Annotated in this window: 17 protein-coding genes and 1 pseudogene; 5 read left to right on the top strand and 13 right to left on the bottom strand. The window is 40.1% G+C overall.

The genetic code is table 11. The features are described from left to right. The first annotated feature begins 47 nt into the window (after window positions 1-47). Both M1E86_RS08745 and M1E86_RS08740 read left to right on the top strand, forming a co-directional pair. Window positions 48-947 (top strand): hypothetical protein, encoded by a 900-nt coding sequence (locus M1E86_RS08745; protein WP_426099337.1) that lies wholly within the window; start codon window positions 48-50, stop codon window positions 945-947. 155 nt (window positions 948-1,102) lie between these two features. Then, a complete protein-coding gene (locus M1E86_RS08740; protein ID WP_248468358.1) occupies window positions 1,103-1,540 on the top strand; it encodes a fimbrial protein in 438 nt (145 codons plus the stop codon). Window positions 1,541-1,757: 217 nt separating this feature from the next. Here M1E86_RS08740 and M1E86_RS08735 read toward each other — a convergent pair whose 3' ends face one another. Beyond that, complete coding sequence (locus M1E86_RS08735) at window positions 1,758-3,371, bottom strand: GMC family oxidoreductase (protein WP_213912810.1); 1,614 nt, start codon at window positions 3,369-3,371, stop codon at window positions 1,758-1,760. Window positions 3,372-3,734: 363 nt separating this feature from the next. Between M1E86_RS08735 and M1E86_RS08730 the strand changes: the two genes are divergently transcribed. After that, window positions 3,735-4,943, top strand: coding sequence for a calcium:proton antiporter (locus tag M1E86_RS08730; protein ID WP_213912811.1), 1,209 nt, complete (start codon window positions 3,735-3,737; stop codon window positions 4,941-4,943). A gap of 69 nt (window positions 4,944-5,012) precedes the next feature. Here M1E86_RS08730 and M1E86_RS08725 read toward each other — a convergent pair whose 3' ends face one another. After that, window positions 5,013-5,906, bottom strand: coding sequence for a LysR family transcriptional regulator (locus M1E86_RS08725; protein ID WP_213912812.1), 894 nt, complete (start codon window positions 5,904-5,906; stop codon window positions 5,013-5,015). 124 nt (window positions 5,907-6,030) lie between these two features. Here M1E86_RS08725 and M1E86_RS08720 point away from each other — a divergent pair, with 124 nt between their 5' ends. Next, a complete protein-coding gene (locus M1E86_RS08720) occupies window positions 6,031-7,680 on the top strand; it encodes an alpha-keto acid decarboxylase family protein (protein WP_213912848.1) in 1,650 nt (549 codons plus the stop codon). Window positions 7,681-7,718: 38 nt separating this feature from the next. Here M1E86_RS08720 and M1E86_RS08715 read toward each other — a convergent pair whose 3' ends face one another. The 9 genes and pseudogenes from M1E86_RS08715 to M1E86_RS08675 form a co-directional block, all read right to left on the bottom strand. Then, the gene (locus M1E86_RS08715) at window positions 7,719-8,699 is read right to left on the bottom strand and encodes a Gfo/Idh/MocA family protein (protein WP_213912813.1); all 981 of its coding nucleotides are present in this window, start codon (window positions 8,697-8,699) and stop codon (window positions 7,719-7,721) included. Between the two features lie 77 nt (window positions 8,700-8,776). Beyond that, window positions 8,777-9,916, bottom strand: a pseudogene (locus tag M1E86_RS08710) (ABC transporter substrate-binding protein). A gap of 24 nt (window positions 9,917-9,940) precedes the next feature. Next, entirely contained in the window at window positions 9,941-12,064 is a 2,124-nt protein-coding gene (locus M1E86_RS08705) for a TonB-dependent receptor family protein (protein ID WP_213912814.1), read from the bottom strand. A 234-nt stretch (window positions 12,065-12,298) separates the two neighbouring features. Further along, window positions 12,299-13,153, bottom strand: a complete 855-nt coding sequence (locus M1E86_RS08700; RefSeq protein ID WP_125891028.1) for a dimethyl sulfoxide reductase anchor subunit family protein — start codon at window positions 13,151-13,153, stop codon at window positions 12,299-12,301. A gap of 11 nt (window positions 13,154-13,164) precedes the next feature. Next, complete coding sequence (locus M1E86_RS08695; RefSeq protein ID WP_125891027.1) at window positions 13,165-13,707, bottom strand: DMSO/selenate family reductase complex B subunit; 543 nt, start codon at window positions 13,705-13,707, stop codon at window positions 13,165-13,167. A gap of 13 nt (window positions 13,708-13,720) precedes the next feature. Continuing rightward, a complete protein-coding gene (locus M1E86_RS08690) occupies window positions 13,721-16,303 on the bottom strand; it encodes a molybdopterin-dependent oxidoreductase (RefSeq protein WP_125891026.1) in 2,583 nt (860 codons plus the stop codon). Between the two features lie 29 nt (window positions 16,304-16,332). After that, a complete protein-coding gene (locus M1E86_RS08685; protein WP_125891025.1) occupies window positions 16,333-17,022 on the bottom strand; it encodes a TorD/DmsD family molecular chaperone in 690 nt (229 codons plus the stop codon). Next, window positions 17,012-18,376, bottom strand: a complete 1,365-nt coding sequence (locus tag M1E86_RS08680; RefSeq protein ID WP_213912815.1) for a radical SAM protein — start codon at window positions 18,374-18,376, stop codon at window positions 17,012-17,014. Before M1E86_RS08680 ends, M1E86_RS08685 begins: the two co-directional genes overlap by 11 nt. A 580-nt stretch (window positions 18,377-18,956) precedes the next feature. Then, window positions 18,957-19,430, bottom strand: a complete 474-nt coding sequence (locus M1E86_RS08675) for an Lrp/AsnC family transcriptional regulator (protein WP_213912816.1) — start codon at window positions 19,428-19,430, stop codon at window positions 18,957-18,959. A gap of 160 nt (window positions 19,431-19,590) precedes the next feature. Between M1E86_RS08675 and M1E86_RS08670 the strand changes: the two genes are divergently transcribed. Continuing rightward, window positions 19,591-20,202: a LysE family translocator gene (locus M1E86_RS08670; RefSeq protein WP_213912817.1), complete on the top strand. Its 612-nt coding sequence runs from the start codon at window positions 19,591-19,593 to the stop codon at window positions 20,200-20,202. Here M1E86_RS08670 and M1E86_RS08665 read toward each other — a convergent pair. Both M1E86_RS08665 and M1E86_RS08660 read right to left on the bottom strand, forming a co-directional pair. Continuing rightward, a complete protein-coding gene (locus M1E86_RS08665) occupies window positions 20,199-20,765 on the bottom strand; it encodes a HutD/Ves family protein (RefSeq protein WP_213912818.1) in 567 nt (188 codons plus the stop codon). The two genes, M1E86_RS08670 and M1E86_RS08665, sit on opposite strands and share 4 nt — an antisense overlap. Before the next feature lie 95 nt (window positions 20,766-20,860). Beyond that, on the bottom strand, window positions 20,861-22,285 hold the full coding sequence (locus tag M1E86_RS08660) for a PLP-dependent aminotransferase family protein (protein WP_125891020.1): 1,425 nt from the start codon (window positions 22,283-22,285) through the stop codon (window positions 20,861-20,863). Between the last annotated feature and the right edge of the window lie 127 nt (window positions 22,286-22,412).

The raw sequence follows: 22,412 nt of genomic DNA, 5'->3' as shown, positions 1-22,412 counted from the left end.
CATAGCATCGCAATAATAATTTATAAAAATTGATAGGTAATAGCGTAATGCTAAAAAATAAAAACATTTATCTTATAAAAATATTGATGCTAGTTTTACTATTCATAATTAATAGTAAAGCTAATGCAAGCCCATTAAATCCTAACAGTATATATACAACAAGTATAAAGCATCCTCTAATTAGTGATGCATATTATACTATACCAAGAACATTAGGCCCTTATTTTTTATATATTCCAGATGAGATCAAAAACAGCACAAATACTGAGTGTAATATTACAGTTATTGCAACCGGTCGCTCATCAACAGACTCTATACGCATGATGTCAACACCAGATATTTCTCTACTATCTGGATTTAGTAGTATATATAATTTAGGTGTAGTTAAATACTATTCAGTTACACGAAACACACCTAAACACTGTAACGAAGTACTCCCTGACTTTGGCGTTAAGTTTGGACAGTTTAATGTTAGATATATAAACATGTTTGATGACCATGCATCTGCAACAGGTTATGCAGATATCTGTATACAAATAATTGTGAATGACAAAACTGTAGGAATAACTTGTTCAGTTAATGTCCCTGAAATCCCAGTATTGCCTTCTTGCAATGTATCTGTGCCATTGACGATATCTCATGGCAATGTCAATTCAAATAATATAAATGGAAATATAGCAAAAATTGACGGAAATATATCGTGCACTGGTGATATGAGTGCCACATTCCAATTTTTACCTGAAAATAAAATTGATTTATTAGATGGTGTAAAAAGTCAATTAGATGTATGTGTATCAGGAAAATGTATGTCAAATAATTTAGTTCAAGCAGATATTAAAAAAAATATAAATTTAACTTTTTCCGTTAGTTCAACGTTATCTTCATTAGGAAATCCTGAGCCTGGTTCGAGGGTAGGAAATGCTATTTTGTCTGTTATAATTAATTAATAAAATTAAATTTAAGTACTTAAGATAGTTTATTTGATTTATCAACTGGAGTATAAATCATTATGATATTTTTAACTAAAATAATAAAAAAAAGATTGCTTTTACTCGTTGTAGTTCCCAGTAATATACTAATTGTTTTATTTAGTAGCTTTTGCATGGCAGAAACCTATACATTAACAATTAAAGTAAATGTTATTGAAAGCACTTGTGATGTATATGGTGAGAATGGCCCTGGGCAACCTATTGAAGTCTCATTTGGTGAAATAAATCTAAATAAGTTCACCAGTGAACGCTATACAAAAAATATTGACTATCGTTTAGATTGCGGAAGTAAATCATCCAGCAACCCAAATCTTAAATTAAAGTTTGAAAGCTCTAGTGCAGGCTTTAATACTGATTTAGTTGAAACATCCAACCCTAATTTAGGTCTAAAAATTCAAGCAGATAATACACTTTTATTACCTAATGAATACCGTAATTTCACTTATCAAACACAACCAGTATTAACTGCAACCCCAGTATTTCATGAAGGAAAAGAAATTGAACTCGGTTTATTTACCGCTTCTGGAATATTGAAAGTGGAATATCAGTAGCTTTATTTATTTTCAAGTAATTAGTACGATCGAACTTTTATCGTGAAAATAAGGCTGTTCTACATTATAAATTAATAAAATAAAAATAGTGGTTTAATGTGCATACCACAACTTAACATTAGCTTGGTCTAAGTACCGTAAGATTATTGAAACAGCATAAAACTCAGGCGCTTGTCTTGGTTTTATGCTGTTTTTCCTATGTTGCCCCATCACAAGGCTAATTTGCGTTTCTATCTTCTATAATCATCGCTGCTGCGCGTTCTGCAATCATGATCGTTGGCGCATTGGTGTTTCCACTTGGAATTTCAGGCATCACAGAACAGTCCACGACACGTAAATTTTCAATACCATGTACACGTAACCGCAAATCAGTCACTGATGTTGTGGTATCCATTCCCATACGACAAGTTCCCACAGGATGATAAACCGTTTTACAAAAATTTCGGACAAACTCTTCAAGTTGAGCTTCATCATAGCGGACGGAAGCCGGTGGCATTAGAACCTCTTTGCTTACCGCTTGTAATGAAGGACAATCCAAAATTTCCAAACCAAATTTAACTGCGCGCTTGCAGCCTTCCATATCTTCAGCTGATGCAAGATAATTAGCGTGAATTTTTAGCGGTGCTTGTGGGTCTGTGCTACGTAATAAAATTTCACCACGAGACTTAGGTTGTAAGTACCCGACCTTTAAAGAAAAACCATGGGCAGCCGGCAGGGGCTCACCGGGAACATCATCCCAACTATCTAAAATAGGTAAAAAGTGAATTTGTACATCAGGGCGACCTTGGTTGCAGCTATCTTTAAATGCCGCACCTTCTAGAACGTTAGATGCGAGTAATCCACTGCGAAATGCCATCCACTCTACCCCATGTTTAATTGCATTTAAGCCTTGGTCCGCGCCGAATAAACTTATTGGTTGTTTAGTGGTGACGTTTATCGACATATGTAGGTGGTCATGAAAATTTTTACCCACAGGTAAATTCGCAAGAGTCTCGATCCCCAGTGAAGACAGGTGTTCTTCTGGCCCGACCCCTGACAACATCAATAATTTTGCAGAGCCCATCGCACCAGAACAAACCAATACTTCGCAACTGGCGAATGCCTCAACTTCATGGCCATTTTTTCCTTGATAGGCAACACCAATCGCGCGGCCATCACGAATGATTATACGGTTCACCTGAGTACTGAGTTTTAATGTTAATCTGTCACTCTTTTCCACTGATTTTAAATAGGTTTTCGACGTACTGGCTCTTTCTCCATTATGCGTTGTGGTTTGGTAAAAGCTTGTTCCTTGCTGGCTTTCTCCGTTAAGATCATTGACATAAGAAAGACCATGCTCTTGTGCCGCTCGAATAAATGCCATTGATAATGGATGCCGGTATCTGTTTTCACTAACGGGAAGCGGGCCTTCAGTCCCATGATATTCCCCTGTTAGGCTTTCATTATTCTCTGCTTTCTTAAACCACGGCAATACATCCGCATATCCCCAACCTTCACAACCATAATTTAGTGCCCAATTATCATAATCTTGTTTTTGGCCTCGGATATAGATCATTCCATTGACAGAGCTGCTTCCCCCCAGCACTTTCCCTTGGGCAATTTGCATTTTACGGTTATTAGCGTGAGGCTCTGGCTCAGTTTCATAAGGCCAGCTTTTTTGGGCGATAATTTTAGCAACGCCCGCAGGCATACGAATAAACAAATGGTTATCGCTACCACCCGCTTCAATAAGTAATACGCTAGATTGCGTTTCTTGAATCAACCGAGCAGCTAGAACACAACCAGCCGAACCCGCACCGACAATAATATAATCATATTTTACTGCGCTCATTTATCACCCCGCCAAATAAAACAAACAATTTATTTTCATTTATTTAACAATAGCGCTTTTAATTTATTAATGTATGAATAATATTCTTCATATGTGATTCAAATCAAAAATAATTTCTTATGTAATTATTTTAATAATCTTAATTCATACTGTTTATTAAAGAAAATTTCCAATCAAAACCAATATAAAAGTCCCACCCACACTTCATTAACAAATGAATATTTATTACTCTTAAGCAAGCGAGAGTTGCAAGATAATAGATGAATGCTATAGTAACCGCTAATTTACACTCTATCGGCTTGAGGACGACCTCAAGTACGTATCAGCAACAGGGACGGCCCTTTCTTCTTAAGGAAAAATATTATGGGGCACTTCCGCTTCAATAATCCGCTCATCCCATTAACGACCTGGGCTCGGTTAATTGGTTCTTGGTTAGTCGTCATTTTCTTTATCTTAAGTGGCGAAACATTTCTTGATGACAGCCTTTCTACATTGAGCGCAACTTGGTTTTTTCTACTGCTGTTCATCACAATACTAACCGCCTCCTTCGGTGTCGTTAAAGAAGCCGACCATCTTGCTGAACAATTGGGTGAACCCTACGGAACACTGATCCTGACTTTATCGATCGTCTTGATTGAAGTCATTCTTATTGCATCAGTCCTACTAGGGCCGGGGGATTTTCCAACCATTGGGCGTGATTCAATATTCGCCGTGATGATGATTATCATGAATCTCGTCGTAGGTATCTGCTTACTCGCGGGCTCAGCTAGAAATGGCGAACAAGAATATAACGCGCAAGGTGCGAACAGTTATCTTTCAATGATCGTCTTACTGACAGGTTTAGCGTTAGTACTACCCAATTACACCTCTAGCCAAGGGGAATATTCCTATACGCAAGCCATTGGTATTTCAGGGATAACTATCCTCATCTATGGTGCTTTTTTGTGGATGCAGATGCGAGGCCACCGCCGGTTTTTTATTCAGCCTCCTAAAGGATTGATGAATATCCCAGAACAATTCATTTCGGTTAACCATGTTTCAGCAGGCAATGTATTAGTAGACAATATGTTAGCGGACAATAATATCGAAAAGAAAAATAACCACTCTGAGTCAAACAAAAAAGCCATTATCATTCGCTCTTGTGTGTTAGTTGGGCTGATACTCCCTATCGTGTTACTTGCACATTACTTAGCTATCGTCACTGATTACGGAATTGAAGCCTTAGGAGCACCTTCTGCAGTCGGTGGTGTCCTGATCGCAATTATCGTATTTACACCTGAATCAATCACAGCGGTAAAAGCAGCGATGAATAATGAAATGCAACGAGCGATAAACCTTTGCCACGGCGCTTTTGTCTCAACGGTAGGTTTAACTGTGCCAGCAGTATTAATTATCGGCATAATTACTGGTAAGCAAGTCATTATGGGTATTTCTAACGCAGAAATTGTTTTATTCGCAATTACAATGCTGCTTACTCTGTTTTCATTTAATGGCCAGAAGACATCACCTATCCAAGGTTGGATGCACCTTGCTACCTTTGCTATATTTGGGCTTATCCTATTTTATCCGTGATGATAAATCAAAAAGTGAAGGCTTCATAAGAAAATACCCGATTAGTATGAAATCTTATGTAAGCCTCACTCACATATCCCTTATTCTTAACATTTCTAAAGCCAAATCATGCCATGCTTGTGCACGACGGCTTTGCTGATGGCTTTTTACTGTTGCTAAAGCAATGTCGTAAGTCAATATTGGCTCAATAACTGGGATCACGGATAAGCCCATTGAACTGGTATTTTTCCACATACTATCTGGCAGTAGCGTTACCCCAACCCCCGCTCTTACCATGGCGGTCACCAAATCTAAATGGCTACTGCGCCCAGAAATAGTGGGTTTTTTACCATAAATGCCACAAGCACTGACAACAAGTTCATTAATTAGAAAATCATCAGAAAAGAAAATAAAAGGCTCATCGACTATTTCACTAAATTTAACAAATTCACGTATTGATAGTGGATGTTGGTTACTAACCAATAGCATTAATCGGTCCGTTGAAAAGGGCTGTACTTCAAAACGGTCATCAGCAAAGGGCAACATAACAGCGGCAGTTTCAACCTCACCATTCAACATCGCCTCGCGCATTTTTCGCGTTCCTAGCTCAAGAATTTTCAACTCTACCTGCGGATAACGTTGGCTAAATGCCATAATAATGTCAGCAAAATAAGTCGACGCGATGACAGGTGGTAACCCCACGGGCAGTAAGCCAGATATAGGACCCGACCTTTCCAGTAACGCTTTTTTCATATTCCCAAATTGAGAAAGGATTTGCTTCGCATGAATCAATAAAACATCTCCCTCCTCTGTTAACTTAACGCCATCAACTTCTCTAGTCAGTAGCGTATAGCCAAGTTCATCTTCTAATTTTTTAATGCTACGGCTAATCGCTGGTTGCGTTACAAATAAACTCTCTGCCGCACGACTAAATCCATTAAGTTGTACGACTTCAACAAAATAACGTAATGAACGAATATCCATTCTGCCCCCTATGATTTTTAGTTATAGATAGAATGAGTTTAAGTGATTTCCCTTAACACACAATAAACGATAAAAATAATTCAAATTAGAATTATTAGCTAGGTAATTATTGGAGATCAGCATGATGAACAAGACAGTTATTGAATACGTATTAGATAAACTTTATCAAATTGGTATTCACGATATTTTTGGTGTTGCTGGTGACTACGCATTCCCTATCGAAGATAGCGTGTGTGAAAGTGAAAATATGCGCTGGATTGGTAACTGTAACGAACTTAATGCGTCTTATGCTGCAGATGGTTATGCCCGCGTGAAAGGTGCCGCAGCATTATCAACGACTTTTGGTGTTGGCGAACTCAGTGCTTTAAATGGGATTGCAGGCGCTTATGCAGAACACCTCCCTATTTTTCATCTTGTTGGTATGCCAGCAAGCGGAGTTCAAAAAAAACACCGTTTAGTTCACCACACCCTAGGAAATGGTGATTTCGATGTTTTTTACCAAATGAGCCAACATTTAAGCTGTGCACACGCTATTTTAACCCCCGAAAACTGTATTGCGGAGATAGAACGTTTAATTACGACCGCTTTACAAGAATCCCGACCTGTTTATTTAGGTTTCCCTTCTGACTACGCGGTTATGCCTATTAAAATAGATGAAACACATGAAACCATCACTATAAATAAAAGTCATAGCGGGTCATTATCAGCTGCCGTTACAGCTATTGTCGAAAAGCTCACATCAAGTAAAAAAGCCTGTATTATTCCTGGAATTTTAACGGCACGCTTGGGGTTATCCACTGATGTTCAAACTATTATTCAAAAAACCGGCCTACCCTATGCCACCATGTTTATGGATAAAGGGGTAGTAAGCGAATCTAATCCTCAATATATGGGGATCTATAACGGAAAACTGATGAACCCAGAGGTTAGGGAGTATGTCGAAAGCTGTGACTGCGTCATGGGTATTGGTGCGGTATTAACAGACTTCAACTCCGGCAGCTTCACCGCAGAAATTAACCCTGAAAACTGCATTAACATTCTTTCTGACCATGTGAAAGTGGATTCCGCTATCTACCCAAATGTATTGATGAAAGATATATTACATAAATTAAAAGAACTTGCCCCCTCACTGAACCATCTTGGGATCAAAGCTCAAGGATTAGGCGCCCCTCAACAAGGTGAAAATGGCCAAATTACCGCCTCATATTTGTACCCTCGCCTCGAAAAAATGTTCCGTAAGGACGATATTATTGTCGCCGAAACAGGGACTGCCTCAATGGGGTTAGGTTTTGCTTTATTACCTGAAAATGCACAATTTTATAACCAAACATTGTGGGGTTCTATCGGTTGGGCCACTCCTGCGGCATTTGGTGCGGCAATAGCAGCGCCACAGAAACGGATTATTTTAGTGACTGGGGAAGGCTCACACCAACTCACAGCCCAAGAGATTAGCCAGTTTGCCCGCTTTGGCTTAAAACCCATTATTTTTGTCCTGAATAATGATGGCTATTTAATTGAACGGCTTCTATGCAAAAACCCTGAGGCCTATTATAACGATTTACCTCAATGGAATTATGCCCAACTCCCTACAGCATTAGGTTGCAAAGATTGGTATTGCCAGCGTGTTACCCATTGCGATGAGTTAGACGATGCGATTAAACAGGCAGAACTATCGAGCCATGCGGCCTATATTGAGGTTGTTATGGACAGATATGCGGCATCTGAGCTTGCTGAAAAACTGGGAAAATCAGTCGCATCATTATATTCATTCTAAATTGACAACTTATGGCAGCCATCACGCTGCCACTGTTTTTATGACCCAAATACCAGCCCTACATCGTCTCGTGATTGATGCAATATTTTTGAGACAACCAATGCTAATTCAAGCAATTCATCACATTGAGTACGGCTTTTACTGGCAATCTGTTCACGGAAGAATGCGAACTCGTAAACCATATGGTTGATAGCTGCATCCCGAGATACGTTGGATATTTCTCCATCAATACAAACTTCTACTGATTGGCAAAGGCTTGGTGCCCCCGTGATACGGATGTGCCCTTTAGTACCTTGAATAATAAAGTAACCGGGGCTCGCGGAATCTTTCGCTCCCACACACGATGCAACGGAACCCCCAAAATGGGCCGTTAATACACCTGATGTATCAATTCCATTAAACCCTTTATTACAGATATAGTCGCTACTATCGGGTGTTCCCATCAAGGCCGATAACAAATAAATATTATAAAGATTAATGTCATAGAGTGCGCCACCAGCTTGCTGTGGGTCAAAGGCAGCATGAACTCTTCCTTGTAAATAGTCATTGTATCGACTCGAATATTGTGAGTAATTTCCGTGGATCACTTTGATGTCACCGATTTTACCAATATGTTGTCTGATAAAATGAAACTCAGGGGTATGAATCGACGTAATAGCTTCGAACAAAAACAGCCCCCTAGTCTGTGAAATGGAAATTAGCGCCTGCAACTGTTGCCAATTCGGTGTAAACGGTTTTTCGCATACCACATGTTTGTCAGCCATTAGTGCATCAAAGGTATACTGATAGTGCAAATGATTTGGCAAACCAATGTATATCACCTCCACATCCGGGTCTTGTAACAATTTTTGGTAGTCAGTATACAACTTTGCTATACCAAATTGTTGGCAAATAACCTGCCCCTTTTCAATACTTTCCGCCCGAACACACAATGCGACTAGTTCTATCCCCTGCACCTGTATTAAGGCATCAAGAGCAGACATGATTATTTTCCCAGAACCGACCAGCGCGAGTTTCATCTCTGTTATCCATTAAGAAAAGTGAATTTCATTCTGCCATAAGGCTCATTATTAAAGCGAGCTAAATGGTAAAACACTTATTCCGCTTGAACCCAAAACACGCCATCACCGTCTAAGGCCGTAAACGTTTTGTGTAAATAATCGCTATCTGCTTGCGGGTTAAGGTCTGCAAACAATTCTGGGTGGATAAACTTTGCAATCGCTTCCACCGCAATAATATTGAATGGCGTATCATAATATTGCTGATAGAGCGCCAATACTTGCTTGTTTTTGAAAGCAGATAATGAACGAAATTTAGGACGTTCCATTAGCTTATTCAAACGAGCTAAAGACTTTTGTTTATCCCCCGTATAACCTAAGGGTACAGATGCGCTACCTTTGCGAGTGTTATCCTAATCTGCTGCCGTCATTAAATAGTAGTCTGGATTGCTGTGGATCAGTTGTTCTTCACTGATTTCCCCACCCATTCCAATACTGAACCATTGTGAGCCAAGGTTATTACCCCCTGCAGTTTCAACAAACTCACCGAAATTACCATTACCGAACGTTTTACAACAATAATCTTCCCCTTGGATACCTGCAGCACGTTCAATAAAGACGCTTGGACGTTGTTCTTTGCTAAGTTTAGCCACTCTTGAACGGATTAAATCTAATTTTTGTTGGTAAAATTGATTAAATGCTTGCGCTTGTTGTTCCTCACCAAATACTTGGCCAAGTAATGTCATACTCGGCATAGTATTTTTCAGTGGGTATTGCCTAAAGTCGATAAAAACAACGGGTAAGCCACTTTTTTCCAATAATGATAAAGTGCCACTTTCTGTGAGTTTACTCTTTAAGCCAATATCAAAAATGAGTAAATCTGGCTGTGCAACCAACGCTTTCTCAACGCTAAAGTCCGTTGTATACGGGTTTGGGAAAACAGGAATTTTACTTAATTCTGGGAATTTTTTGCTATAAGCCACACTCAGGTCAGGCGCTTTTTTTATTAGCGCATCATCCCAAGCAATAATCCCTTTTAGTGGATCTTGTGGATGTAATATATTCAGCGCAACCAAGACACGGCTATCTGCCAACATCACTCGAGATACCGGCACATTGACGGTTACGTCCCTATCCGCAATATCCTTCACCGTGATAGGTGCAGATAAGCTACTAGTCGAAAATAGTAGGCTCACCGCACTAAAAATAAGCACGAATTTTTCGATAAACCTTCTCATTATCATTGTTCTGCCTTGTATTGATTAAAATTTTACGGATGCTTGAACATAGTAAGTTCTTGGCTGCCCCACGTAGATACCATAATTATTATCTGTAGAACGGGTAAAATAGGTTTGATCAAAAAGATTTTTAATGCCAGCAGATAGCGTTAAATCAGACAAACTTTTGCCAAAATGGTACTCGCCTCGTGCATCCCACACCATGTAGCCAGGGATTGTTCCATATCGACCATCTGCACTGGGTTTTGTAACATAGTGGCTTGATGTTCCAGGCGATTCTTGGGTAGATTGCGCATAAGTATTTAAGTTCCATACCCAATTACCATTTTCATAACGGCTACCTGCGGTAAAGACTTGCCGTGAATAAAACGGTAAATCCTTATGAGCGAAATCACCTTTTTTACTTACCGCTTTAGTGTAGGTATAAGTACTGTACACGCTAACACCCTCCAATTTATCGCTCAGCTCAGACAAGTTATATCTTGCTGCCAACTCCACACCTTGATGAGTTGTGGCGCCTAGATTTGTCCAACCTGTTGTATTCTCAACGTAAAGTAATTGGTCATCGAAATCGATATAGAATAATGTCGCTTCAAGAGATAGCGCAGTATTATCGTATTTAGTCCCTACTTCATAGTTATGTGCTTTTTCTGCACTTAACCCATTTGCGGGTGAATTCCCTATCCCTTTAGTGTTCAACTGAAAATACTGCAAACTGCCAAACGACGTACTGGCATTGGCAAACAGTTTCCATTCATCATCAATATGATAGATCACTGCCAGTGCAGGAAGGGGTTCGCTATATCGCTTACTTCTGTTTTGGTTTTTAAAACTGTCATTTAAATGAATATTAATGTTCTCATAGCGGATCCCTGGGATCACAGTCCAGTTACCAACATCAATGGTATCATCAAGATAAATAGCATGGGCTTCTGTTCCACCCGATGTGTGTTGGTAATAATCATTAGTACTCGGCCGCGAACTTTGAGTGCCAGCTTGGTACCAATTTGAGCGGTAAGCTTTTTCGTCTGCGGTTTCATTTAAATAACGGTATCCCACTGTTATTTCATGTGAAATATCATTAAAACGGAATAATTGTGAATAACTCGGTTCAATTGCATACGCTGTATAGTGACGAGGGTAAGAAACTAGCCGTCTTTCATTCGCTTTATCTTTATGGTCACTTTCTATGTAACTACCCCGATAACTTTTACTAAACCATGTCATTAACTCAAATTGTTTATCATCTTCTTCATGTTTATATTTCAATGACATATCTTGTCGATTTCCTTCAAAACGGTCATAAGGCCGCGTTGATTGGAATGGGTCAGCATTATATTGCGCTTGAGTTAACCCCCCAGGCATACCTGACATTGCATGATAATAATGAAAATTCGCCAGTAACTCGTCGTTATCTGTTATGGCATAACGTGTTTTTAAAATCAGGTCATCAATATCTGTATTATCATTGCTTTTACGGTAGCCTTGTCCATGTAACCCTGAGTACAGCAATAGCGCTCCCGCTGAATCATCGGCTTTTGAGCCCCCTACAGACGCATCCACCAGCGTCTTTAACCCACCCGTTTTAGCCCCTTGAGTTTGCAATGAAACACCACCAGAAAAGTCTTTAGGGATAGTCTTAGTCACAAAGTTAATGACACCTCCCACGTTTTGAGGCCCATAACGTACAGAAGCCCCTCCACGGATCACATCAATAGATTCAATACTTCCTAGTGATAATGGAGACATAGATAACTGAGGTTGACCATATGGTGCAGCCGCTAAAGGCATACCGTCGAGTAAAATCGTTGAACGTGGTGACAGCCGTGATGTTAACCCGCGAACCCCAACATTCAAGGAAACATCGGACCCGCCTGTCCCGTTACTTTCGCGCACCTGCACACCCGGTATTCCTTTCAATGCGTCGGCAATAGTTTCACTGCCAGATTCTTTGATTTGCTGTTGATTTCTTACTGTCCGAGCACCTGGGTGATTAAATACCACCTCACTATCTTCCGTATTTTCAAGCCAGTTGCCTGTAACTGTAATCTGATCATTTTTTGAATTCTCTGCAGCAAATACATGATAAGGCGCTAATGCCGCTGAAATTGCTAATGAAATGAGTAGCTTGCTAGTTTTTAAATTCATAAGAAATAAACAGTAAAAGAGATTAAGAGGGATAATGATAATTATAATCATTACAAATAATCAACTTAATTTACTATTTATTTTGAAATTATATTCGCTTAATCCCTTATTATATAAAGGGTTATTGATTTATTTAGAGTGTAGAGAACTAAAAAACCGAGGGAGATCCCTCGGTTCACATTATTGGTAAACATTATATAATTAGAGGCGAATATCATTTTGTCTCTAAAGGAATTAACCGCCTAGAGAGAAAAATACCACTCGGCCAACACCTTCACCCGCAAAAATACAGAGCGTTGCAAGTGACATGACGAATGTTGCATTTACAGTGTGTCCCTTTTTTTGGCACAGTAAACGGCCCGCAAATACGATACCTAGTGCAACAAGTATGACCCTAACAATACTTAAGTTCACTAAGCCATCTGGGAGTTCACGCGGCGTCATTCCCATATAAACAGGCTCTCCTATGTTTCCTAGAAGAGATAACGCGCCCAATAGCATCAGTAAGATCCCAATAACGCCGATACCTAATGCAATTTTAACCACTCGTTTTAATTGCTCTTCTTTACCATCGCGGCGCAAAGAACCTACAAGTAATAATGCGGCTACCACACCACCCAGTAATAATACTGCACCAAAGAAACTGGCGTAGGTAAATAAACCATTCCATAGGTTAAACAAGGTGTTAGCATATAAGGCTGACATTGCATACATATAGATGATACCGGCTAACGCACTAAGCAACAGTAGCAGCGCATTCGCTTTTTGCTTAAGCAATAACAGAGCAACACTGAAAAATAGTAGCCCCATGTAAATTGCCGTTGCCCACACTTCACGGCTCATCCATGAAGTAGACACATGCAGCATGGTATAAAACATGTGTAACGGGTTACCCATATGAAATAATGAACCTAGCAACCCAACACAACCCAACACAAAACTTGCTAAAATAGGCAGTTTGATAAACTGGACGCTTTGTTGGTTATTTCCGCCTTCAAGCACACGAAAATAGCAGACTAATGAGACGAGCAAGCACCCCACAGAAGCTTGCATAAATAAGGTGAAAATCACCAATGGAAATTCATGCATGATAATTCTCCTTATCCTTTTGTACCGACAACAAGGTTCGGTTTGGTAATACTTGAACTAGGTAACCCTGCGATATCCGCATTTGTGCCATACTTTTTACGTAATTCGCTAATAAGGCCAAACTCAATCGCACGCATAGGGCAAGAATCAACACACATTGGATTTCCGCCTTTTTCACGTAGGTCAATGCAAGTGTCACACTTGGTCATCATACCAATACTGGCATCGAACTGAGGCGCCTCGTATGGACAAGCCCATGTGCAATAACGACAACCAACACATTTATCATGGTCGACTAATACAACCCCATCTTCTTCTCGCTTGTGCATTGCAGTAGTAGGGCAATGGCTGACACATTGCGGGTCATCACAATGGTTACAGGCAATAGACAAGTGCCAAGTCCGAGGACGTGGATACTCCCCCACTTCAATATCATACACACGACGAAAGTTGCGTCCGACCTCAAGGTCATTTTTGTCTTTACATGCAACAACACAGGTTTTACAACCAATGCAAGTGGCAACATTAATATAAAATCCGACTTGTTTATCCATTTCTCATTGCCCCCTAAAATATAATACGCTGTGGAATTGCAGCATCTGGAACTAACTGGTCACCATGCCATTTTTCGATATTACATAGCATCGTATTCCACCCTGATGTACCCAGCCCTGTCGGGACTTGAATGGTTAGCGTATTGTCGGCTCCCGCCATATCTATCCCTGTTTTTTCATCAACATTTGTCCAACTACCGTGTGGTAACGCCACAACACCAGGTTTCATCGTCTGTGTCACCAACGCAGGACGTACAATCTTCCCTTGTGGGCTCGTGATCAGAACAGTTTCACCGTGCTTAATACCTAAACGTTTTGCATCGGAGGCATTGATATAAATTGGGCTTGGCCATTGTTCACGTAGCCAAGGCACATTATCAAGCGTACTGTGAGAGCGGCGTAAGTAGTGTGGATTATAGATTTGGAATGGATAATCCCCTTTTTCCTTCTTCGAGAAATCACTAAAACTTGCCTCATAACCGCTTGCAGACGGAATATATTCAGGAATTGGTGGTAATTTCGTCCAGCCACATTCATCCGCTTTTTCGACTAATGTTTGGCAGTAAATTTCAAATTTTCCACTTGGTGTTGGTCGTGGATTGGCCTGAGGGTCACGAATAAAATCTTCATAGGCAATATAACCATAGTTATCATCAGAGGAGCGCTCTACTTGGTATTTCCCAACAGTAAGGAATTCATTGAGGGTGATCCTGCCTTGCTGCGGCTTACCTGTTACTTGCCATTCATCAATATCCGCTTGGGTAATTGTTATTAGTGGCTCAGTTGTCTTACCATCTTCACCAATAATTGTTGCACCATTAAGTTTATTGAAGAATTGTTGCTTTTCTGAAATAGGAAAAACTTCATCGACATTAATACCAAGACGTTTACCTATTTCTTTGGCGATCCACTGGTCACTTTTTGCTTCATAAAGTGGTGGTGTTACATTCACCGCAGCTATAATAACTTCGCGGTTACTTGGATTTAATATGGTTCCTTCACGTTCCCACTCCGTAGTTACGGGTAAGACGATATCCGAATATTTCGCACAAGTATGTGGAACATAGGCCGCAGTCACAACCAACTCTATATCTTTACGATAAGCTTCAACGCTTTGCGAAATATTGGCTCGTGTCTGTAACGTGGCATTAAAAGGATGAATGATCATTTGAATGTTAGCATTCACATCACCAACACCACGTTGACGGAATTTTTTCTCTAACAACGCACGATTCAGTTCGTTATGGTTAATTTTCAAACTCACTGGGTTTGGCACAGAAGGTAAGCCACTCGCTCCTGCCATGACTAAACGAGTTCCATTGTTCCCCGCAGCATAGTGGCAGCTTACGCCAGTCATACGGCCCGGTCTCCCCATATGGCCAGTCATAAAGCCTAATGTTGAGAATGCTTGTACCCATCCTTCGCCATTATGAATTCGAGCAGGCGCCCAACCAGTAAGCAATGCAACTCGATTGGTACCACCGATTTCACGCGCTAATGTGCGAATGTCGCTAGCTGACAAGCCGCAAATATTAGAGGCCCACTCTGGCGTTTTTGGCTCTCCCGTATAAGTACCTAACAAATAATCTTTGAAGTTCCCTTTTGGATCTGCACCTGCTGGCATATTATTTTCATCAAAACCAACCGTACAACGACGCAGGAAATCCCAATCAATCAATGGGTTGTCAGGATTGTCCATTTCTAATAACGCAGACATAATACCCAGAGCTAAAGCATGGTCAGTACCTGGGTTGATAGGGTACCAATCTGCATCCATTAATTCCGCTGTAGTCGTATAACTTGGGTCAATACTAATAAAGCGCGCTCCCGCTTTTTTCGCTTGATAGTAATTATAGGTTGGGCTGCCTGGGCTACTCCATGCAGGGTTTGCTCCCCACATCACAATTAACTGGGAGTTACGCATATCAAAACGGTCATTGGTACCAAAGGTATAAAACCCTTCAAGTAATCCTAAATGAGCTGGTGTTTCAAACCATGCGCCCCATGAGGTTGTTCCCCAATCGCCAACAAATCCCCCTGCTTTTGCATAAACGCTTTGGATTTCAACACCGTTACCGCCGGTGATCCAAATAGATTCTTGACCATATTTTTCTTTAATACGTTTCGATTCTGATGCCACAATATCTAATGCTTCATCCCAACTGATGCGCACCCATTGGTCTCGTCCTCGTAAGCTTTTATCCCCACCACCGGGAGCCCAGCCTTTACGCTTCATTGGATATTTCAACCGATCCGCGCCAAAGACTTGTTTACGTTGTGAACGTCCACGCAAACAACCTCGTTGTTGTGGGAAATCAGGGGAGTCTGCAACCACATCATCGGTTTTTTGCCTAACAACGACGCCATCAACCACCAATGCTTTATTAACACAGCGACCACCACAGTTGTGCCAACAGGCCACGGGTTTCCATTTTCCTTGGGTGACTGCGTCAGTGGCTTGCACAACCGCTTTTTCTTCCTCTGGTGTTGCCGCATGTAATTGCTTACTCAGCGGTAACGTAGCCATCACTGATGCCGCTGATGTCCATGCTATAAATGAACGGCGACTTAAGGCTATTTTCTGTCTTTCTGACATTGCTTCTACCTCTTCATTTTGTTTTATTATTATAAATTGACTAATTCATTGATTTTTTTAATATCATTACGTAAAAAAAGCTCAAGTAATGAACTTAATTGACGATAAAATACTGTTTCTGCGTGGTTATGCATTGAACGGCAAAATGGCGTTATAAAAGCCAATAAATGGGTATTCAAGAATGTTGCAGACCCGAGTAATAACGCGTTCACTTTGGGCCAATCAACAGGGCCTGTTTCGCTGTCAATAAGCTCAGTAATGCGCAGACTTAAATGCCACATAAAATCTAACTCATAGCCAATATGGTCAGCGGCTTCCATATCACCTTCTGGCAAATAAACGTCATACTGTTCATAAAAAGACTTTACTGCTAACGTACTTTCTTGAAATAGCAGTTTGTCACGAGACACATAAGTCGATTCCCATGGCGATGCTGGCGGGGCTTCTGGGCCTATAAACAAGCGAGTAAAGTCCCAATGCAAATTTTCGAAATCATCGTTGTTAGCTTGTAACTGCCTCGTATTTAAGTCTTTATGCATGTCATTTATCGCGTTTTTCATCGCGGGTAATGCATCATCACAGGGAAATAACAGTAACCCCGAGTCTCTCAAATAATTTAATAGCTCAGGCGTTGGTTCTTCCATAAACAAACGTCGTAGTACGTCATAAGCAAATTGACGTGCATACAGAAAATCTACAATTTGGTCATCATTCGTCATAAATATTTCCCTGCAGGTCTGTCAGTAAAAATTCAGTGGGTGTTGTAAGCTCAATTCGGATTTCTTTAATTAAAGGATTTCCCTGTTCATCGGGTTCAATAATGTGGGAGGTCACTGCGATAGGTAGTTTGCCTAGCGGGGTTAATAAGCCTATTGCCTCAGGATTAAACTGCAAAAATCCATGTAGCAATTCTTGATGATAAGAAACACCAGCGTTTTTCAGTAAAACTGCCACCTTTTCACAATCATCACCAAAGACTTTGGCACTTTTAAAAAAATAATCCCGAGAAGAGAAAAAATAATGCTTTCCTATTATGTGTTCATTGTTTTCAAAAAAAGCATTGCTTTGGTACACCTGCCCAGTATGTTTATTTTCTAAAGAGCAGTAATGCACCCCGAGAGACAATTGATTTTCTAGTGCGAATTTGAGAACTCGAAGGCAAGCTAACTCACTCTGTGCAACAGCTAATCCACCTGCATACCAATAGTTGTAATACACCTCATAAGGTGGATTTTTAAGTTTGAATCCTCGAGATTGATAGGCTTCACTATTTGTTAACGGGAAACAAAACTCTAATAAATTGATACCATCAATTCCAATATCATCAAGCTGAGTAAGCAACTGATACATTTGCTGCTCTGTTCCGGGGATAACAGGCATCTCCACCATGACTGAGGGAAAAATTTCACGCGCTAATGCGATACGGTGTAAAACTTTGGTGATCCGTTCTGTAGGATCATCAATTTTGATACTAAAGCGGATTTCTTGTAGACCTGCTTTCGCTAAAGCTAATGCGGTATTACGGTCTAATGGGTCACCGGCTGTATATAACCGGCTATGAGCCTGAGGTAATTTTTGTTGGACTGCTTGGAAAAATGCGATACTTTCTTGGCGAAAAAGTAGAGGCTCTCCCCCGGTTAGTGCGATATGGGTGAGTGGGTAACCTTGCTCTGCGATTGTGTCAACTTCACCAACAGCATCACGCATTTCCTGTTGAAATTCCTGATAATTCTCTTGGTTTGGGTTAAAACAAAAGTAACAATCACGATGGCATTTCAAGGATAAAAATGTGGTGTGGCTCCCTTCCCCTGTGCGGCATTGCACACAAGCACTTGATAACCAATTACAATGTATACTTTTTCCATTGTTCGCAAAAATTGCGCCTTTACTTTTTATATCTCGTTTGAGTTGGTCAATCTCACGTTGCTGTTCAAAAGGGGCTTCAAAATTGAGGCCATATTCTATGATTGCTTGCTGTGTTTGCTGTTCAATATCTAAATAGCGGATAGCATAACGCTTAAATTTTTGATTATTTACTGTAGATATTGTTCTATCAGTAATAGGATAAATCATAAATTTTCCTTCGATTTATACGAAAATAGTTCCTATTATTCGGTGAATTTTCAATTAAGCTCAGGATGCAAATAATCAACTAATAAACGGGTATGATAGTACCAATGACAATTAGAAATAGGCTTATAAGTGCGTACATTATTATTGATTAAATTGAAAATATTTTTTAAATAAGAAATATTCACATTATTTATTTTAATTTTGTATTATTAACAGTATAAGTAATTAACGTGAAATGATGTTGCGCAGGATCAAAAAAACTTCCCTTTCATTATTTACATATCAACTAATTAGCTAACCTTTCCAGCATCCCCCCAACGGGTACACTGCAGTGCTGTGAACAGATGAGAATTATCTCATTAAATAAACAAAGCGTTATATAAAAATAAAATAAAAAATTGGGTGACAATCTAAAAAAGAGAGTCAAAATAATCCATTAATATTAAAAATAACGAAATAATATTTCAATTTGTAAGATTGAAATTCAAAAATTTATTATCTATTCATTTTTGTATTATTTAATTGTTTTTCTCTTATAAAAAAATTATTTCTAATAAATAAAACGGAGTCTCTCTTCTCATCAGAGCGGCAAAGCATAAGTGACCTTCACCGTTTCCATTGGCACCTCCGTCTTAATACTCTGAATACTGCTAATCTGTGTCAAATGGTCTGCATGAAAACGGCGATAAGAAGCTAAGTCTTGTGTCACAATACGGATCAATGCATCACATTCCCCTGCCATTAAATGGCATTCTACGACTTCAGGCATCAGTTTAATGTCTTCAACGAACTGGTTGATGGTCTTAGCATCTTGTGTTTTAAACCAAATACGTGCAAATAAAGAAAGACCCGCTCCAATTTTACTTCCATCCAACACGGCCACATAACTCTTGATAACCCCAGCCTCTTCGAGCAATTTCACGCGACGTAAGCAAGGAGACGGAGAAAGGCCGACCTCTTTCGCTAATTCAATATTCTGAATTTTTCCATCTCTTTGTAAAGCTTGTAAGATACGTCTATCAATAGCATCCAATTTTAGTTCACTTTTCTTCATTGAAATTCAAACTCAACTTTATATTAATTAATGATATTAAATACCAATTTTTGTTTATTTTAAAGCAATAAAAAAACCCAATATCATTGGATTATCGCTATACTTTTATCGCTACTGGCCAGTTGCGTGAAATAATGATGAACAACAATGAGGAATTAAAATGGAGTTACAGACCTTACTCTTATTCAGCGCAACCGTCATTCCTTTGGTATGCACGCCAGGCCCAGATATTCTGTTTATTTCTGCACAAGGGTTATCGGGAGGAACCTCTGCGGCCTTGAAAGCTAATTTAGGTATTATACTGGGCTATGGCGCACATGCGATCCTAGCTGCGCTTGGTTTAGCGGCGATTGTTGCAGCTTCCCCCCTGATTTTCTACACCATCAAATGGGTTGGCGTCGCTTATGTCACTTATCTTGCTGTTCGTATGATATTATCTGCGATGAAAGCCGGTGAGCTAAGAATCCAAGCTGTGTCAACAACAGCGGTAATAGGTAAAGCCTTTCTAACTAGCTTCCTTAACCCTAAAGGGTTACTGGTGTATTTCGCTATTTTACCAAACTTCATTAAACTGACAGAAAGTGTCGCTGTTCAATCCTTGATACTTTCAGCCACTTTTATACTTTCGTGTGTCGTGATCTACGGCGTGATAGGTGCATTATTTGCATCCATGCATAATAAGCGTGCTTATAATGATAAAAAACGCCGTATAACTGAAGGTGTTGCGGGTGGCATGCTAACATTAGCGGCGATTGGTTTAGCAACCAGTTAGCGAGGTAATAATTCAATCCAGATCAACTTGCTATCGGTACTAAGTGGTTTAATCTCTCCTTCACCGATATCAGGTAGCCACCACGCACCTTGTCCTTGGGCCAAAAGGTGGCAATTTGCACCTGAAATATCCCACTCGCCATTGAGTACGTAGACTAATCCCGCTTGGTTGGCGGGTAATTTATAATCTTCAGTGATGAAATAACTTTTAGCCACCCACCTGTCATCTCTAAAAATAAAATTCATTAACTTAACCGATGGCTGTAAGACTTTTATTGCACAAAATTGCTGAGCTGAGAATTGAACATGATCACCAACGCGTTCAAGTCGGCACTCAAACGCTTTTGTATCAGTTAAAAGAAGCGGCTGATCATTCAATAACACCACCAACCTTTCACCTTCTGCATAGCGCTTTAAATGGCTATCTTGCTCAATGGTGGCAATACTTGCGCGTAATGAATAGTCTGATGCAACAGGCCAGCAGAATACTTCTTGGCTTGCCCCCGCACCATCATACCAATTCAGGATAGGTAACTCCTTTATATCAAAACATTTTATTTTCACATTACCTCCCACCTGTTGCTGCTAATTCATTTAATTTGATACTTAGATTCGCAAAGTTAATCTTTCTAGGCAATGAATTAGCAACGATAATGTGACTAATCACGCCTCTCATTGATTAAAAAGTGACATAAACGGCCTAACGTTTTCATTGCTTCTTCCACCCTCTCATTCCATGTGAACGATGCATTAAGGCGAAATGCATGATTAAACTGGTCGCTTGTGGAAAACATACTCCCAGGCGCGATGCTGATCCCCTCTTTTAATGCGAGCTGATATAAACGAATAGCATTAAATGGCGGCTCAAATTCCAACCATAAAAAATACCCACCTTTTGGTGTATTCACTTTTACTGATGAAGGCATGTATTTTGCTATTGCACTCAACATTTGATGCTGACGTTGTTCCATCGTTAAACGCAGTTTACGCAGGTGGCTGTCATATCCCCCTAATGACAAGTATTCCGCAATAGCTAATTGCGTGGGAACGCTGGCAGAAACGGTGCTCATCATTTGTAAATGTTGAATTTTTGTCGCATGTTGGCCTGCTGCAACCCAACCAACTCGGTACCCCGGCGCTAAACATTTCGAAAATGAAGAGCAATGAAAGAAATTACCTTTGGTGTCTAGCCCCTTGGCAGGTATTGGTTGTTTGCTACCAAAATAAAGTTCCCCATAGACGTCGTCTTCAATTAAAGCAATTTGATGTTTATTAAGGATATCTACCAGACGCCTTTTATTCGTTTGCGGCATCGTTCCGCCTAATGGATTTTGATAATGCGTCATTAGCCAACAGGCTTTAATCGGATATTTGTTCACAATATCCTCTAATGCATCAAGGTCAATCCCAAATAGTGGGTCTGTTTTAATGGCTATCGCCTTAAGTTTTAACCGTTCAATTGCTTGCAGTGAACCATAAAATGCAGGTGATTCGATAACCACCCAATCCCCTGGCTGAGTCACTGATTGTAAACTCAGAACCAAAGATTCCATTGCCCCAGCAGTAATAACGATTTCATCGGGCGCGACATGGATCCCTTGAGTTGCATAGCGTTGAGCAATGTTACGACGCAGTTGCTCATTACCGGGCGGCAAGTTAGCCGGTGTATTAAATTTAGATAAACGCCTAGCAACAGATGCGAGTGATTTCGCGAGTTTTGGATCATCCAACAAAGCTGGCTCTGGAAATGCGGAGCCAAATGGGATAATATTCGGGTCCTTACAAGCCTGTAGGACACCAAAAATAGAGGCGTTAATCTCTACATTTTCATTCAAATGTAGTCCTTTTCCTCCTTTTGCGGCAGCAAATGCGTTATTGCGGTTTGCCACGTAATACCCTGATTGCGGTCGAGCAACGACCCATCCTTGGCTTTCAAGCAGCTGGTATGCTTGCACGACAGTCATTAAGCTTAAACCTGACTGTTTAACACTTTCCCTCAATGAAGGTAATCTGTCGCCCACTTGCCAGATATTGTCTTCAATTTGCTGACGAATTTGCGCTGCTAATTGTTCGTATCTCGTCATAGCCGCCTCAACTGTTATAGTTAATATCCCAATAATTGTTACTATTATAGTTTATCGTCTCATGTTCTACTTATCCACACATTCACCTGACTTTTTTTTAACTATAAGCACAAAACATTTTTCGTTG

It is taken from the genome of Providencia sp. PROV200, assembly GCF_049901995.1.
Classification (GTDB): domain Bacteria; phylum Pseudomonadota; class Gammaproteobacteria; order Enterobacterales; family Enterobacteriaceae; genus Providencia; species Providencia rettgeri_E.
The sequence above is the reverse complement of the archived record's forward strand: the minus strand, read 5'-3'. Positions and strand labels throughout refer to the sequence as shown.